Origin of the sequence: Kitasatospora sp. NPDC093550, assembly GCF_044764985.1 — a bacterium.
Taxonomy (GTDB): Bacteria; Actinomycetota; Actinomycetes; order Streptomycetales; family Streptomycetaceae; genus Kitasatospora.
This window is the reverse complement of record NZ_JBIWJF010000015.1, coordinates 42414-57815: the sequence shown is the minus strand read 5'-3', so window position 1 is coordinate 57815 and position 15402 is coordinate 42414. Positions and strand designations below refer to the sequence as shown.

General features: G+C 72.2%; 13 protein-coding genes and 1 pseudogene. 12 read left to right on the top strand and 2 right to left on the bottom strand.

Going from position 1 to position 15402, the window contains the following annotated elements:
• The first annotated feature begins 16 nt into the window (after positions 1 to 16).
• The 3 genes from ACIRD3_RS23970 (at position 17) to ACIRD3_RS23960 (ending at position 2505) form a co-directional block, all read left to right on the top strand.
• On the top strand, positions 17 to 310 hold the full coding sequence (locus ACIRD3_RS23970) for a Dabb family protein (RefSeq protein WP_402220114.1): 294 nt from the start codon (positions 17 to 19) through the stop codon (positions 308 to 310).
• Between the two features lie 306 nt (positions 311 to 616).
• On the top strand, positions 617 to 1456 hold the full coding sequence (locus ACIRD3_RS23965; RefSeq protein ID WP_402220112.1) for an RNA polymerase sigma factor SigF: 840 nt from the start codon (positions 617 to 619) through the stop codon (positions 1454 to 1456).
• A gap of 143 nt (positions 1457 to 1599) precedes the next feature.
• Entirely contained in the window at positions 1600 to 2505 is a 906-nt protein-coding gene (locus ACIRD3_RS23960) for an RNA polymerase sigma factor SigF (RefSeq protein ID WP_402220109.1), read from the top strand.
• A 9-nt stretch (positions 2506 to 2514) separates the two neighbouring features.
• On the opposite strand, the gene ACIRD3_RS23955 is transcribed toward ACIRD3_RS23960, so the two are convergent.
• Positions 2515 to 3351 (bottom strand): tyrosine-protein phosphatase, encoded by an 837-nt coding sequence (locus tag ACIRD3_RS23955; RefSeq protein ID WP_402220107.1) that lies wholly within the window; start codon positions 3349 to 3351, stop codon positions 2515 to 2517.
• A 465-nt stretch (positions 3352 to 3816) separates the two neighbouring features.
• On the opposite strand from ACIRD3_RS23955, the gene ACIRD3_RS23950 reads away from it, so the two are divergent.
• The 8 genes and pseudogenes from ACIRD3_RS23950 (at position 3817) to ACIRD3_RS23915 (ending at position 13982) form a co-directional block, all read left to right on the top strand.
• A complete protein-coding gene (locus tag ACIRD3_RS23950; protein WP_402220104.1) occupies positions 3817 to 6156 on the top strand; it encodes a hypothetical protein in 2340 nt (779 codons plus the stop codon).
• 111 nt (positions 6157 to 6267) lie between these two features.
• Complete coding sequence (gene pelF / locus ACIRD3_RS23945; protein WP_402220102.1) at positions 6268 to 7779, top strand: GT4 family glycosyltransferase PelF; 1512 nt, start codon at positions 6268 to 6270, stop codon at positions 7777 to 7779.
• 34 nt (positions 7780 to 7813) lie between these two features.
• Positions 7814 to 9334: a hypothetical protein gene (locus tag ACIRD3_RS23940; RefSeq protein WP_402220099.1), complete on the top strand. Its 1521-nt coding sequence runs from the start codon at positions 7814 to 7816 to the stop codon at positions 9332 to 9334.
• Between the two features lie 122 nt (positions 9335 to 9456).
• Positions 9457 to 10449, top strand: coding sequence for an SDR family NAD(P)-dependent oxidoreductase (locus ACIRD3_RS23935; protein WP_402220096.1), 993 nt, complete (start codon positions 9457 to 9459; stop codon positions 10447 to 10449).
• A gap of 72 nt (positions 10450 to 10521) precedes the next feature.
• A pseudogene (locus tag ACIRD3_RS23930) lies at positions 10522 to 11223 on the top strand (NDP-sugar synthase); the annotation flags it as partial.
• A gap of 125 nt (positions 11224 to 11348) precedes the next feature.
• Positions 11349 to 12266 (top strand): NAD-dependent epimerase/dehydratase family protein, encoded by a 918-nt coding sequence (locus ACIRD3_RS23925; RefSeq protein ID WP_402220093.1) that lies wholly within the window; start codon positions 11349 to 11351, stop codon positions 12264 to 12266.
• A complete protein-coding gene (locus ACIRD3_RS23920; RefSeq protein WP_402220090.1) occupies positions 12263 to 12955 on the top strand; it encodes a spherulation-specific family 4 protein in 693 nt (230 codons plus the stop codon). Before ACIRD3_RS23925 ends, ACIRD3_RS23920 begins: the two co-directional genes overlap by 4 nt.
• A 22-nt stretch (positions 12956 to 12977) precedes the next feature.
• Positions 12978 to 13982: an endo alpha-1,4 polygalactosaminidase gene (locus ACIRD3_RS23915; RefSeq protein WP_402220087.1), complete on the top strand. Its 1005-nt coding sequence runs from the start codon at positions 12978 to 12980 to the stop codon at positions 13980 to 13982.
• A 57-nt stretch (positions 13983 to 14039) separates the two neighbouring features.
• Here the strand turns inward: ACIRD3_RS23915 and ACIRD3_RS23910 are convergent, their stop codons facing one another.
• The gene (locus ACIRD3_RS23910; protein ID WP_402220084.1) at positions 14040 to 14240 is read right to left on the bottom strand and encodes a hypothetical protein; all 201 of its coding nucleotides are present in this window, start codon (positions 14238 to 14240) and stop codon (positions 14040 to 14042) included.
• Positions 14241 to 14392: 152 nt separating this feature from the next.
• On the opposite strand from ACIRD3_RS23910, the gene ACIRD3_RS23905 reads away from it, so the two are divergent.
• A complete protein-coding gene (locus ACIRD3_RS23905) occupies positions 14393 to 15349 on the top strand; it encodes an aldo/keto reductase (RefSeq protein WP_402220082.1) in 957 nt (318 codons plus the stop codon).
• Positions 15350 to 15402: the final 53 nt, after the last annotated feature.

Sequence of the window (15402 nt, the reverse complement as noted above, 5' to 3'; positions counted from 1 at the left end):
GCGAGGAGCGGCAATCGTGATCCGGCACCTGGTCCTGTTCAAGCTCAACGAAGGCGTCAGCAAGGACGACGAGCGCGCGCTCGCCGGCGCCAAGGCGTTCTCCGAGCTCGGCTCGGTCATCCCCGAGCTGCGCGAGTGGGAGTGCGGCTGGAACACCACCGACCGCGACATCGCGTACGACTACGCGATCAACAGCCTGGTCGAGGACCGCGACGCCCTGCAGGCCTACCTGACCCACCCGGCCCACCAGGCCGCGGCCGGCCAGTGGCGCGAGTTCGCGACCTGGGTGATCGCCGACGTCGAGGTCTGATCCCCCGTCCGGCCGCAGCACGGCCGGCACCCGTCCCGGGCCTTCCCCCGGACGGACCGCGGCGCCCCGTCCGGCCTCCGGACGGGGCGCCTTGCTCCGTCCGGGAACGATCCTTGCCACGCCTCACCGACGGGCCCGGCGAAGGTCGAACACCCCACCAACACACCTCCACCGGGTGCTTGCCCGACCTGCGCCCACCTTGTGATGCTATGACCGGTTTTGCCGGACATGGCGAGGTGACCAACCAGCCGCGACACCCGATCCGCAGGGCCCGCCGTTGTCGACTTTGGGAGGGGTGACGTGTCCGTGGACGAGGTCTTGGCGGCGATCATCAGCCCGGCCGGCGAGCTCCGCCCGGACGGGCTGCGCGGCCCCGGCGGCCGCCCCGCCGTGGACGTCCGGACGCTGACCCGGGTGCTGTTCGAGCGGCTCGCCGAACTGCCCCCGGACGCCCCCGAGCGGGAGCGGGTCCGGGCCGCCCTGATCGAGGTGAACATCCCGCTGGTCCGCTACGCGGCCACCCGGTTCCGCAGCCGCAGCGAGCCGATGGAGGACGTCGTCCAGGTCGGCACCATCGGCCTGATCAACGCGATCGACCGCTTCGACCCCACCCGCGGCGTCCAGTTCCCCACCTACGCGCTGCCGACCATCCTGGGCGAGATCAAGCGCTACTTCCGGGACAACGTCCGCACCATGCACGTCCCGCGCCGGCTCCAGGAGCTGTGGGTCCAGGTCAGCGGCGCCATGGAGGAACTGACGGTGCTGCACGGGCGGGCGCCCAAGGTGCCCGAGATCGCCGCCAGCCTGCGGATCCCCGAGGAGGACGTCCGGGCCTGCCTGGACGCCGGGCGGGCCTACAACGCGGCGTCCCTGGAGGCCGCGCAGGAGCACGAGGGCGGGCTCGCCCTGCTCGACCGGCTCGGCTACGAGGACTCCGCGCTGGCCGAGGTCGAGCACCGCGACATGGTCCGCCATCTGCTGGTCCAGCTCCCCGAGCGGGAGCGCCGGATCGTGATGCTGCGGTTCTTCGCCAACCTGACCCAGTCCCAGATCAGCACCGAGCTGGGGATGTCCCAGATGCACGTCTCGCGGCTGCTCTCGCGGATCCTCACCCGGCTTCGGACCGGCAACTCCTGGGAAGAGTGAGATTGCAGCGCGTTACCCCCGCGTGACATCTTGCGACGTTCGGGTTTGCCGTGGACCGTGTTCCGGTATGGAGGGGGAGGGCCCCGCCGGGAACCTCCGCGCGGCGGCCCCCGTTCAGATGTCAGTCACGAGGGGGTGGGCGCATGTCCGGAGAGCTGGGCACTGCGGAGATCCACGCTGGTCAGGCCACCGGCACTGCCGTCGCCGAGGCCCTGGTCCCGCGGCAGCGGGTCGCGCCGGTCGAACCGGCCGTCCCCGACGCGGCGCCCCCGACGCCGCCCGGCTCCGCCCTGGACACCCGGACGCTCTCCCGCTCGCTGTTCCTCCGGCTGGCCGTCCTGGAGCCCGGCAGCGAGGAGCACACCTACGTCCGCGACACCCTGATCGAGCTCAACCTGCCGCTGGTCCGGTACGCCTCGGCGCGCTTCCGCAGCCGCAACGAGCCGATGGAGGACATCGTCCAGGTCGGCACCATCGGCCTGATCAAGGCGATCGACCGCTTCGACCCGGAGCGCGGGGTGGAGTTCCCCACCTTCGCGATGCCCACCGTGGTCGGCGAGATCAAGCGCTTCTTCCGGGACACCAGCTGGTCGGTCCGGGTGCCGCGGCGGCTCCAGGAGCTGCGGCTGGCGCTCACCAAGGCCGGTGACGAGCTGGCCCAGCGGCTGGACCGCTCCCCCACCGTCGCCGAGCTGGCCACCTGCCTGGGGGTCAGCGAGGAGGACGTGGTCGAGGGCCTCGCGGTGGGCAACGCCTACACCGCCAGCTCGCTCGACTCCGGCTCCGGCGAGGAGGACAGCGACGGGCCGCTGGCCGACCGGCTGGGCTACGAGGACCTCGCGCTGGAGGGCGTCGAGTACCGGGAGTCCCTGAAGCCGCTGCTGGCCAAGCTGCCGCCGCGCGAGCGCCGGATCATCATGCTGCGGTTCTTCGGCAACCTCACCCAGTCGCAGATCGGCGAGGAGATCGGGATCTCGCAGATGCACGTCTCCCGGCTGCTCACCCGGACGCTCACCCAGCTCCGCGAGGGCCTGATCAGCGAGGGCTGAACCGCCCGGTCAGCCGCCGCTGCCGTCCAGCAGGTTGACGCGCAGCCCGGCCAGCACGTCGTCGTCCAGCCCGAGCCCCTCCCGCCAGAACGGGTCGAAGCCGCCCCAGCCGGCCTCGACCTCCGCGAAGGCCGCGTCCAGGTAGCCGCGGTCGGCCCGGAAGACCGGCAGGAGCAGCTCGGGCTCGCTCATCAGGCCGCGGGCCGCGAAGTCGCCCAGCACCCGCTCGACGACCGGGGCGGAGCGCTCGTTGGTCAGCAGGTAGTCGGCGAGGACGGTCTCCCGGTCCACCCCGAGCGCGGTCAGCAGGAGCGCGGCCGCCCAGCCGGTGCGGTCCTTGCCGGCCGAGCAGTGGAACAGCAGCGGCGGCCCGTCCGGGGCGGCCAGCAGGCGCAGCAGGCCGGCGAAGCGCTCGCGGGCCCGCGGATCGGTGACGAACCAGCGGTAGAGCCCGGTCATCATGGCGCTCGCCCGGCCCTCGCCGAGCAGCTCGCGCTGCCGCTGCGGACTGGGGTCGGACAGGGCGCCCCTGATCGTCAGATATATGTCGAAGTCCGTTGCCAGCAGCGGGAGATGATGCAGGGCCACACCGCCGGGCAGCCGGTCGTGGCCGGTGTCGCGGACCTCGTCCATGCTGCGCAGGTCCACCACCCGGCGCAGGCCCAACTCGCCCAGCGGGCCCAGGTCTTCGGCGGTGACATGGTTCAGGCCATCGCTGCGCAGGGCCACTCCGGGCCGCACGATCCGCCCGTCGACGGCGCGGTACCCGCCCAGATCACGGGCGTTGACCGCACCCCGCAGGCCGAGACTGCGTCCGACCAGCTCCGTTCCGCCCGGTTCTCGCACCGATTTCCGTGCACTCCCGAAAGTCCCGGACTCGGTGTGCCGATCAGCCACGCGGGGCCTCCATTGCATATTCGGACTGTCACATGGCACAGCGGTGCCCGATATTGCATGAACCTGCCCGATGGACCGGCAAGATGTGCGAGAGTGTCATGCGCAACGACGACAGTGTAGGTGTCCCGCCCGCCCCACCGAGCCACACCGTCGGTAACCGCCTGTAGCGCTCAGCGTTCGATTTTTCATTTTCAATTCATTATTTGCGCCACCGGTCCAGTTCCGGTCACAATCAGCGCCTTCATGGCATCGCCATGAACGTTGGTAACAGGTTCGCTGCACTCTCGCCCATTTGGTCCCTCGCACGGCCGACCCTCGACCAGGATGGGCCCCGGGCAGCCTGCTGCCCGCGAACAGCTACACGGGCAGGCGAGCGCCGAGCAGCGCGGCGCCTGCCTCAAGGGGAGGATCACCATGGGTCGAGCGACCCGAAGAGTCGCCGCGTGTGCGGCGGCAGTTCTGCTGGCCAGCGGCCTGCAGTCCACCCTGGCCTTTGGCGACACGACGCCGCCCAGGATCGACCTCACCATCCTGGTCGTCGACGACGGCGGACCCTCGGTCGCGGCCATCACCGCCGAGCTGAAGAGCCAGGGCACGCCGTACAAGGTCATCAGCCTCAATGACCCCAACCGTCCCGTCATCAACTCGGCTTTCCTGAGTGACACGGTGAACGGCCAGCCCCGCGGGAAGTTCCAGGGCATCGTGCTGCCCAACGAAAACCCCTTCCCCAACAGCGCCGCCGAGATGTCGGCCATCGCGAGCTACGAAGCCGCTTTCAACGTCCGCCAGATCGACGCGTACACGTGGGCCAGTCCCGCGGTGGGGCTGAACTACGCCCAGAATCCCGGTTTCGTCGGCACTCTCGACGGATTCCAGGGTGCCACCACCCCGGCCGGAACTTCGGGTCCGTTCGGGTACCTCAAGGGCAGCGTCCCGTTCGAGGACAACGACCCGAGTGTCAGCGAGAGCTACGGCTACCTGGCGACCCCGCTCGCCTCCCTCCCGGCCGGCGCCTCGTTCACGCCCCTGGTCGACGCCCAGATACCCGGCACCACCTCCCGCGGCTCGCTGGTCGGCGAGTACACCCACGACGGCCGCAAGGAGCTGGTCGTCACGTTCGTCTACAACCAGTACCAGCAGCAGTACCGCCTGCTGGCCCGCGGCATGGTCGACTGGATCACCCAGGGCGTCCACCTCGGCTACGACCGCAACTACTTCGCGGCGCACGTGGACGACGTCTTCCTGGCCGACGACCGCTGGGACACCGTGCTGAAGTGCACCCCCGGTGACGTCACCTGCCCGCCCGGCACCCCGGACACCGCCAACCCGATCCGGATGACCCAGGCCGACGCGCAGTACGCGAAGCAGTGGCAGGCCGCCAACAACTTCACCCTGGACATGGTGTTCAACGGTGGCGGCAGCGAGGACTGGAAGGCCGACCACTCGGTCACCACGGACCCCACGGCGAGCCAGATGATCGCCGACCAGACGAGCTACCGCTGGGTCAACCACACCTACACCCACCCGTACCTGGGCTGCGTCCAGGACGTCTCGGTGGTGCCGTGGAAGTGCAGCAAGGACGCCGCGGGCAACACCGTCTGGGTCGACCAGAACACCATCTCCACCCAGATCAAGAACAACTTCGACTGGGCGAAGGCCAACGGGCTGAACGTCGACCCGCAGGTCCTGGTCACCGGTGAGCACTCCGGCCTGCTGACCGCCCCGCAGGAGACCAGCGACAACCCGTACCTGGCGCCGGCGCTGGCCGCCAACGGCATCAAGTTCACGGGCAGCGACGCCTCCCGCGAGCCCGCCCAGCGGGCCGTCGGCTCGTCCACGCTGACCGTGCCGCGGTACCCGATGAACGTCTTCTACAACGCCGGCACGGCGAAGGAGGAGACCGACGAGTACAACTGGATCTACACCAGCGCGGCCAACGGCGGCAGCGGCGTCTGCGAGAACAACGCCAACTCGACCTGCCTGCCGGCGCCGCTGGACGTCAACACCGGCTACCAGTCGTACATCGTGCCGCTGGAGGCCCGGATCGACCTCGGCCACGTGCTGAGCAACGACCCGCGCCCGCACTTCATCCACCAGTCGAACCTGTCCGAGGACAAGATCCTCTACCCGGTGCTGGAGAAGATCCTCGGCACCTACCGCTCGCTGCACGCCGACAACGCCCCGATCGTGAACCTCGGCGAGCGGGAGATCGGCCAGGAGTTCCAGAAGCGCGCGGCCTGGAACGCGGCCGTCGCCGCCGGCAAGGTCACCGCCTACCGGGTCGGCAACACCGTGACGGTCAACGCGCCGGCCGGTGTTCAGGTCCAGGCCACCATGCCGACCGGAACCTCTCAGAAGCTGGCCATCGGGTCGACCGCCTTCGGTTCGGCCTACGCCGGTACGCTGTCGGGCTGGGTGTCCCCGGGCGCCCTGCAGAGCGGCGTCACCCTGCAGCTGCCGTCGGCTCCGGCCGCTCCGGCCGCCGTCGCGCCGAGCGTCGCGGCCCAGTCCGTCCCGGCCCCGGCGCCGGCGGACAAGAAGGTCGTCCCGCAGGGCGTCGCCACCCCGGTCCCGGTGGGCCCGAGCGACACCACGCGCAAGCCCGCCGCGTCCCTGGTCCCCGGCAGCGGAACCACGGTGCCCGGCAAGGGTGTCGTCGCCGGCACCAGCGGCAAGGCCGCGGCGAAGAACGGCAAGGCCTCCGGGGGGACGGCCACGCCGAGCAGCACCACCGGACGCTCCGGCAGCCGGTAACCCGTACGACCCGCTGGCGGGGCCGGACCGGGCAACCGGCCCGGCCCCGCCACGGCTCCCGTTCCGGCCACCCAGGCCGGAACCGACGCAAGAACAGGAGGGGGGACAGGAATGCGCGTCACCCTGCTCACCGAGGGGACGTATCCGCACCAGCACGGCGGCGTGAGTGTCTGGTGCGACCAGCTCGTTCAAGGCATGCCGGACGTCGACTTCGACGTCATCGCCGTCACCGGAACCGGCCACGAAGCCCTGGCCTGGGAGCTGCCCGCCAACGTCAAGTCGGTCACGACCGCTCCACTGTGGGGCCCGGCCTCCGAGGCCGCCCCGCCCCGCGGCAAGGAGATGCGGCGCTTCCTCAACGCGTACGAGCGCTTCCTGCACTCCATCCTCGACCCGGTCTACACCACGCACTTCGGCACGGAGCTGTACGGCTTCGCCGACCTCGCCCGGCGCGGGCTGCTCAGCCCCGCGCTGCGCAGCGAGCGCGCGCTCCGCACCCTCCAGCACGTGTGGACCCGGGACTACCTGCCCACCGCCGTATCGCGGCCCACGCTGCACGACGCCCTGAACGCGACCGACCTGCTGGAGCACGCCCTGCGGCCGCTCTCGGTCGAGCCGCCGAAGGACGGCGTCGCGCACGCGGCCAGCGGCGGCCTCGCCACCCTGCCCGGGCTGATCGCCGCCCAGCAGTACGGCGTACCGTTCCTGCTCACCGAGCACGGCATCTACCTGCGCGAGCGCTACCTCGGCTACCGCACCGGCCCGTACCGCTGGCCGGTCAAGGCGCTGCTGCTCGGCTTCTACCGGATGCTGGCCGAGGAGAGCTACCGGGTGGCCGCGCTGGTCACCCCCGGCAACCGCTACAACCGGCGCTGGGAGGAGCGCGGCGGCACACCGTCCGCGCACATCCGCACCGTCTACAACGGGGTGGACCCGGCGGCCTTCCCGCCGGCCGGCCCCGAACCCGAGACCCCGACCCTCAGCTGGGCCGGCCGGGTCGACCCGATCAAGGACCTGGAGACGCTGATCCGGGCCTTCGCCATCGTCCAGCGCGAGATCCCCGAGGCGCGGCTGCGGCTCTTCGGGGGCACGCCGAAGGGCGGCGAGGCGTACCGGGACCGCTGCATAGCCCTGGCCGCCGAGCTCGGCATAGCCGACTCGGTGGCCTTCGAGGGCCGCGTCGCCGACATCACCGACGCGTACGCGGCGGGCAACGTGGTCATGCTCTCCAGCATCAGCGAGGGCTTCCCGTTCACCCTGATCGAGGCCATGTCCTGCGGCCGCGCGACCGTCTCCACCGACGTCGGCGGCGTGCGCGAGGCCGTCGGCGACACCGGCCTGGTCGTCCCGCCGCGCGAGCCGGAGCCGATGGCGGCCGCCGCGATCGAGCTGCTGCGCGACGCCGAACGGCGCGCCCGGCTCGGCGAGGGCGCCCGGCTGCGGGTGATCGAGCAGTTCACGCTCCGCCAGAACATCGACGGCTTCCGCGGCATCTACACCGAGCTCCTGGGCACCTCCCGCTGGATGCCCGGCGGCATGGTCGCCGTCACCGACCAGGTCCCCAGTTCCGACTGGGACCAGCCGCTGGCCGCCCGCCCCGAGCCCAGCGAGGTGGGCGCGTGAACGAGCGGACCATCGGAACCAGCGAGGTGGAGGCATGAGCGGTCCCCTGCGTCTGGTTCCGGACGAGGGCGGCTCCGAGCGGACGGTGCAGCTGCGCACGCTGCCGCTCAAGCGCCGCCGGCCGGCCCTGCCCGAGCCCGAGCCCGAGGAGCAGCTCGACCTCTCCGCGGACCCGCTGGACGAACTCGCCGAACGTCTGCACGACATCTGCGCCGACGCCGTCCACCCGTACGAGATCGCGGCCTTCCTGGAGTCCGACGGCCTCTCGGACGAGCAGGCCGCCCTGCTGTACGGGCGCCCCGACGCGTTCACCGTGGCCGAGGAGCTGTTCGAGAAGGTCGAGCGCCGCTACCCCGGCCAGGGCTCCGAGTTCGCCAACCCCTGGCGGGCCGACCCCTGGCGCTGCGTCGTGCGCGGCCTGGTGTTCGCCCTGCCCGGGCTCGGCTACCTGCTCGGCGCCAACCTGTTCGCGACCACCCGGATGCGCTTCGGCCTGCCCTCGGGCATGCTCGCGCTCTCGATCGCCACGCTGGTCAGCTGGGGCTTCAACCAGGCCCTGGCGCACCGCTCGTACCGCTGGCTGGGCCGGCTCCGCCGCCGGGAGGCCGCGGTCTGCCTGGCCGTCGGGGCACCGCTCGGCGCGTTGATCGCGGCCGCCGCCGCGTACGTGGTGGGCGGGCCGCTCGGGGCGCTGTGCTTCGCCGCCGGGCAGTCCTGCTACCTGGCCGCGGCCACGGTGCTGCTGGTGCTCGGGCGGGAGAAGTTCCTGCTGGTCGCGCTGGCCCCGGCCTCGGTCGGTGCGGGCGTGGTGCTGGCGGCGGACGTCCCGCAGACGGTCCGTACGGTCGTGCTGCTCGCCTCGCTGCTGCTGGCGGTCGGGCTGGCCGTCCGGGAGCTGCTGGTCTGCATCCGGGGCGGCGAACGCGACTCGGTGGCGCTGAAGCTGCCGCTCCGCCAGGAGGTGCCGCACCTGCTGTTCGGCCTGGCCTGCGGCGCGCTGACGCTGATCGCCGGCCTGGGCACGACCATCCACCAGGCCGTGCAGACCGGCGGCCACCCCGTGCCGGGGGCGCAGACCACCCCGACCGGCCCGGCCATGATCGCGCTGACGCTCAGTCTCGGCCTCGCCGAGTGGCTGCTCTTCCGCTACCGGGCGATGGCGGTGGCCGCGCTGCGCACCAGCCACACCACCGGCCAGTTCACCCGCCGCACCGGCGGGATCCTGCTCGGCTGCCTGTTCATCTACCTCACCACCGTGGCCGCGCTGGACGCCGCCGCGACCGTGCTGTGGCCCGGCGCCCCCGCGCTCGGCGTCCCGCAGCTCGGCGCGATGCTGCTCCTCGGCGGCTCGCTCTGGCTGGCGCTGCTGCTGAACGCCTTCGGGTTCAGCTGGAGCACCGCCCTCATCTGTCTGGCCGCTGCGGGTGCCGAGAGCACCGGGCTGCTGACCGGTGCGGATCCGATCGTCCTGCAGCTCATCGGCTGCGGGACGGCCGCCGTCGTCCTCACCGCCATCGCCGGGCCCGCGCTCGGCCGCACCACCCAGCACCGCTGATCCCGCACGCGACCTGCGTGCACCGCCGTACCCGCCCCACCTGAGACACCAACCCAGGCCGACGGCGGCCGACCACCACAGAGCGTCCGGCCGCCCCGGCAGATCGAGAAAGCGAACCCCGCATGAGCAGCGTCGCGGTTACCGGAGCCGAGGGCTTCATCGGCTCCCACCTCGTCGAGACCCTGGTGGCCGACGGGCACCACGTCCGCGCGATGGTCCAGTACAACTCCTTCTCCTCCTTCGGGTGGCTGGAGACCCTGTCGGAGGAGGTGCTGGACTCGGTCGAGATCGTCCTGGGCGACGTCCGGGACCCGGGCTCGGTCAACGGCCTGGTCAAGGGCACCGAGGCGGTCTACCACCTGGCCGCCCTGATCGCGATCCCGTACTCGTACCGCGCTCCCCACTCGTACGTGGACACCAACGTCACCGGCACCCTGAACGTGCTGGAGGCGGTGCGCCACCAGGAGATCCCGCGCCTGGTGCACACCTCCACCAGCGAGACCTACGGCACCGCGCAGACCGTGCCGATCACCGAGGACCACCCGATCAACACCCAGTCCCCGTACGCCGCCTCCAAGGCCGGCGGGGACCGGCTGGCCGACAGCTACCACGCCAGCTTCGAGACCCCGGTCGTCACGCTGCGCCCGTTCAACACCTTCGGCCCGCGCCAGTCGATGCGTGCCGTCATCCCGACCGTGATCGCCCAGGTCGCCGCCGGCCAGACCGAGATCACCCTCGGCGACCTGCGCCCGACCCGCGACTTCACGTTCGTCAAGGACACCGCCAACGCCTTCCGCACGGTGGGCACCGCGCCCGCCGAGACGGTGGTCGGCCGCACCTTCAACGCCGGCACCGGCGGCGAGATCTCGGTCGGCGACCTGGTCACCCTGGTCGGCAAGCTGATGGGCGTCGACCTGCTGGTGAAGGAGGACGAGCAGCGCATCCGTCCGACCAACTCCGAGGTCATGCGCCTGGTCGCGGACGCGACCCGGCTGCGCGAGGCCACCGGCTGGGCACCGCGGTTCAGCCTGGAGCAGGGCCTGGAGCAGACCATCGAGTTCTTCCGCGACCCGGCCAACCTGGCCCGCTACAAGACGGACATCTACAACGTCTGACGTCTCCTCGATCATGCTCGTCCTGGTAACCAAGGTTCGTGGCCTGCACATCCTTTCCGTGGGGGAAAAACCATGCACGCAGTGATCCTGGCCGGCGGTAAGGGCGTCCGCCTCCGCCCGTACACCACCGCGCTTCCCAAGCCGCTCGTTCCGATCGGCGACCAGCACGCGATCCTGGAGATCGTGATGCGACAGCTCGCCGCCGCGGGCTTCAAGACCGTCACCCTGGCCATCGGCCACCTCGGTCACATCATCCGCGCCTACGTCGGCAACGGCTCCCAGTGGGGCCTGCGGGTCGGCTACGCCGTCGAGGACAGCCCGCTCGGCACCATGGGCCCGCTGCTCACCATGCAGGACCGCCTGCCCGAGCACTTCCTGGTGATGAACGGCGACATCCTGACCGACCTGGACTTCGCCGGGGTGCTCAAGCACCACGAGGCGTCCGGTGCTCCGCTGACCATCGCCACCTACGCCCGCCAGGTCAAGATCGACTTCGGCGTGCTGACCACCGACTCCGGCTCGATCACCGGCTTCCAGGAGAAGCCCAGCATCGACTACCGCGTCTCGATGGGCGTGTACGGCGTCTCGCGCTCGGCGCTCGCCAAGTACACCCCCGGCCTGCCGCTGGGCTTCGACGAGCTGGTGCTGGACCTGCTCGCCGCCAAGACCCCGCCGGCCGCCTACGAGTTCGGCGGCTACTGGCTGGACATCGGCCGCCCGGACGACTACGACCGGGCCAACGCCGAGTTCTCCTCCATCCGCCCGGTCCTGATGCCCTTCGAGTCGACCGGCGTCCTGCCGGGCGTCGCGGAGCTCCCGGTCCCGGCCGCCCGCACCGCCTCCGACGAGACGGCCGACGAGCCCGTCGTCGCGGGCGCCGAGAGCGACGGACGGGCCGCGTGAGAATCCTGATCCTCGGTGGCGACGGCTTCCTGGGCCGTCACGCCACCGCCGTCCTGCGGTCACTGCCCGGTGCCACCGTGCTGACCGCGGGCCGGCGGCCCACCCACGACCTCCGGCTGGACCTGGCCACCGCCCAGGCCGGCCCGCTCGGCGAGGAACTGGCCGCGCTGGCTCCCGACGCGGTGGTCAACTTCGCCGGCGCGGTGGCCGGCAGCGCGGTCAAGCTCGCCGAGGTGAACGCCCGCGGCCCGGCGGTGCTCTGCGAGGCGCTGCAGCTCGGCGCCCCGAAGGCCCGCCTGGTGCACATCGGTTCGGCCGGCGAGTACGGCGTCTGCGCCCAGGGCGGTTCGCTGCCCGAGGACGCGGACGCCCGCCCGGTCGGCGTGTACGGGGCGACCAAGCTGGCCGGCTCCCTCGCGGTGGCCGGCTCGGCGCTGGACGCCGTGGTGCTGCGGGTGTTCAACCCGGTCGGCCCCGGCGCCCCGGCGGGCTCACTGCCGGGCCGGCTGGCCGCCGAGCTGCGCAGGGTGGCGCCCGAGGGCGCCGACGGCGTGATCACGGTCGGGGACCTCTCCGCCTACCGTGACTTCGTCGACGCCCGGGACGTCGCCCGGGCCGTCGGCCTGGCCGTCACCGCCGACCGGCCGCTGCCCCGGGTGCTCAACCTCGCCTCCGGGCAGGCCAAGCAGGTCCGGGCGATCGCCGACGGCCTGGTCGCCGCGGCCGGCTTCACCGGCCGGATCGACGAGAGCGGGGCGGGTTCCGAGCGTTCGGCCGCGGTCTCCTGGCAGCAGGCCGACGTCTCGGCCGCCGCCCGGGAGCTCGGCTGGCGCCCGGAGACGGACCTCGCCGACACCCTGCGCGACCTGTGGCTCAGCACCGCCGAGCCCGCGCCGACCCCGGTGGTTCGATGACCGCCGGGCACCCCGACGGCCGCCTGCTGGTGCCGCTGTACGTCCACCCCGCGGTGGACCCGGCGGCCTGGCGGGCGGTCGCCGCCGCCGACCCCGACCGGATCGCCGCCGTCGTCCTCAACCTCGCCGACGGCCCGGGCGAGGTCCCGGACAACGTCTTCGCCGAGGCCGCCGACGAACTCCGCTCGGCCGGGCTGCCGCTGGTCGGGTACACCGACACCGACTACGGCCGCCGGCCCCACGCGGCCGTGGTCGCGGACATCCTGACGTACCGCCAGCGGCACGGCATCACCGGCGTCTACCTCGACCAGGTGACCACCCACCCGGGCGCGTTGGCGCACTACCGGCGCCTCGCCACGGCGGCCCGCGCGGCCGGCTGCGGCACCGTGATCTTCGGCCACGGCGAGCACCCGGATCCGGGCTACGCCGAGGTCGGCCTCGCCGACCTGCTGGTCACCTTCGAGGGCGACTGGGACACCTACCGCTCGATGACGCAACCGCTGTGGACCGCCCGGCACGCGGCCTCCCGCTTCTGCCACCTGGTCTACGACGTCCCGGTCGAACACGCCCAGGACGCCACCGCCCTGATCGCCGCCCGCCGGGCGGGCGTGGGCTGCGCCGTACCCGGGGCCGGGGAGAACCCCTGGCGCACCCTGCCGTACGGCCTGACCGCCGCTGAACTGACCTGACTCGATGCGGAGTTCGACTACCGTGAACCGCCGTAACCGGCTCCTGCCGGCCGCCCTGGCCCTCGCCACCGCCACCGCCCTGCTGGCCACCTCGTGCAGCAGCTCCGGTTCGGAGGACGACGACGACTCGGCCGACGGCTCTCCCAGCGCCCCGCCCGCGGCCACCGCCCCGAGCACCCCCGGCACCCCCGCCCCGGGCACCCCGGACGGCACGCCCGCCCCCGGTTCGCCCAGCGCCCCCGCCACGAGCACGGCCCCGGGCACGCCGGGCGGCACCACTCCCCCGGGCACCACCCCGCCGGGCACCACCGCCCCGCCGCCGTCCGGCGCCCGCTGGCAGCCCACCCCCGGCCTGGCCTGGCAGTGGCAGCTCGGCGGCACCGTGGACCAGTCGGTGGACGTCCCGGTCTACGACATCGACGGCTTCGAGAACGACGCCTCGGTGGTGGCCGCGCTGCACGCCAAGGGCCGCAAGGTGATCTGCTACATCAACGCCGGCTCCTGGGAGAACTTCCGCCCCGACTCCTCCGCCTTCGCCAAGGCGCTGCAGGGCTCGGACACCGGCTGGAAGGGCGAGAAGTGGTTCGACATCCGCAAGCTCGACGAGCTGAAGCCACTGATGGCCGCCCGCTTCGACATGTGCAAGAGCAAGGGCTTCGACGCCATCGAGCCGGACACCATCGAGGCCTACAACCAGAACAGCGGCTTCCCGCTGACCCCCGACGACCAGCTCAAGTACAACCGGATGCTGGCCCAGCTCGCGCACGAGCGCGGCCTGGCCATCGGCCTGAAGAACGACCTGGACCAGATCCCCGCGCTGCTGCCGGACTTCGACTTCGCGGTCAACGAGGAGTGCTCGCAGTTCGACGAGTGCGACCGCGTGGCGCCGTTCGTCAAGGCGGGCAAGGCGGTCTTCCACGTCGAGTACAAGCTCGACACGGACCGGTTCTGCGCCAAGGCCAAGTCGCTGGGCTTCAGTTCGATGCAGAAGAAGCTCGAACTGAACGCCTGGCGCAAGCCCTGTTGAGGTTGTCGCCGTCTCCCGTCGCGCGGGTGACCCGGACGAGGGTCACCCGCGCGAGGGTCACTTGACCGCCAGCCAGATGACGGCGCCGAGCACGGCCAGGGCGACGACGGCGACCAGCGCGATCACGCCGGTCCGGCTGCCGCCGCCGCTGCGGCCGTAGGTGGAAACGGTGCCCTGCTCCTGACGAGCCGGGGTCTCGTCGACGAACGCCCGGAACATCTGGGTGCTGCCGGCGGGGTCGTAGTCGTTGTCAGCCATGGCAGGGACTCTAACGAATCGGCCCACCTCAGGCACAGCCCGGACCCCCTCGCGGGCGGCGCACCGCCCGGTGTGCGACGACCGTGCGACGGGCTCGTGAACACCGTGCGACGGACGGAATGCACCGTCGCGGGAGCGGGTTGACTGCGATCATGACCGGAACCCACAGCCGGGTGAGCCTCGGCACCTCCGACCTGTCCGTCTTCCCGCTCGCCCTCGGCGGCAACGTCTTCGGCTGGACGGCCGACGAGCAGCAGTCCTTCGCCGTCCTGGACGCCTACGCGGCGGCCGGCGGCAACTTCGTGGACACCGCCGACGTCTACTCGGCCTGGGCACCGGGCAACACCGGTGGCGAGTCCGAGACCGTCCTCGGCAACTGGCTGCGCAGCCGCGGCAACCGCGACGACATCGTGATCGCCACCAAGGTCGGCATGCACCCGGAGGCCAGCGGCCTGGGCGCGGCCACCGTCAAGGCGGCGGCCGAGGCCTCGCTGCGCCGCCTCGGCGTCGAGCGGATCGACCTGTACTACACCCACCGGGACGACGACACCCCGGTCGAGGAGTTCGTCACCGCGCTGGACGAGCTGGTCCGCGAGGGCAAGGTCCGGGCCGTCGCCGCCTCCAACATCGGTGCCGAGCGGCTGTCCGAGGCGCTGGCCTTCGCCGAGCGCGAGGGCCTGGCGAAGTACGTCGCCGTCCAGCCGCACTACAACCTGGTCTCGCGCGACACCTTCGAGGGCCCGCTGGCCGAGGTGGTCGCCGAGCACGGACTGGCCACCGTCCCGTACTACGCGCTCGCGTCGGGCTTCCTGACCGGCAAGTACCGCCCGGGCGGCCCCGGCGTGGACAGCGCCCGCGCCGAGGGCGCCGCCCGCTACCTGGCCGAACCGCGCGGTCCCAAGGTGCTGGAGGCGCTGGACGGCGTCGCCGCCGAGCACGGGGTCGAGCTCGCCTCCGTCGCCCTGGCCTGGCTCGCCGCCCGCCCCACGGTCGCCGCCCCGATCGCCAGCGCCCGCACCGTCGAGCAGCTCCCGCCGCTGCTGGCCGGCGCCACGCTCGCGCTCACCCCGGCGCAGACCGCCCTGCTGGACGAGGCCTCCGCCGTCTGAGCACGCCACCGGGCCCCCGACGGCGCAGTGCTGTCGGGGGCCCGGTGCGCGTC

Bases quoted from the DNA above. Each gene is read 5' to 3' on its own strand.
- ACIRD3_RS23960 (WP_402220109.1), top strand. From the start codon at position 1,600: ATGTCCGGAGAGCTGGGCACTGCGGAGATCCACGCTGGTCAGGCCACC.
- ACIRD3_RS23950 (WP_402220104.1), top strand. From the start codon at position 3,817: ATGGGTCGAGCGACCCGAAGAGTCGCCGCGTGTGCGGCGGCAGTTCTG.
- pelF (WP_402220102.1), top strand. From the start codon at position 6,268: ATGCGCGTCACCCTGCTCACCGAGGGGACGTATCCGCACCAGCACGGC.
- ACIRD3_RS23940 (WP_402220099.1), top strand. From the start codon at position 7,814: ATGAGCGGTCCCCTGCGTCTGGTTCCGGACGAGGGCGGCTCCGAGCGG.
- ACIRD3_RS23935 (WP_402220096.1), top strand. From the start codon at position 9,457: ATGAGCAGCGTCGCGGTTACCGGAGCCGAGGGCTTCATCGGCTCCCAC.
- ACIRD3_RS23920 (WP_402220090.1), top strand. From the start codon at position 12,263: ATGACCGCCGGGCACCCCGACGGCCGCCTGCTGGTGCCGCTGTACGTC.
- ACIRD3_RS23910 (WP_402220084.1), bottom strand. From the start codon at position 14,240: ATGGCTGACAACGACTACGACCCCGCCGGCAGCACCCAGATGTTCCGG.
- ACIRD3_RS23905 (WP_402220082.1), top strand. From the start codon at position 14,393: ATGACCGGAACCCACAGCCGGGTGAGCCTCGGCACCTCCGACCTGTCC.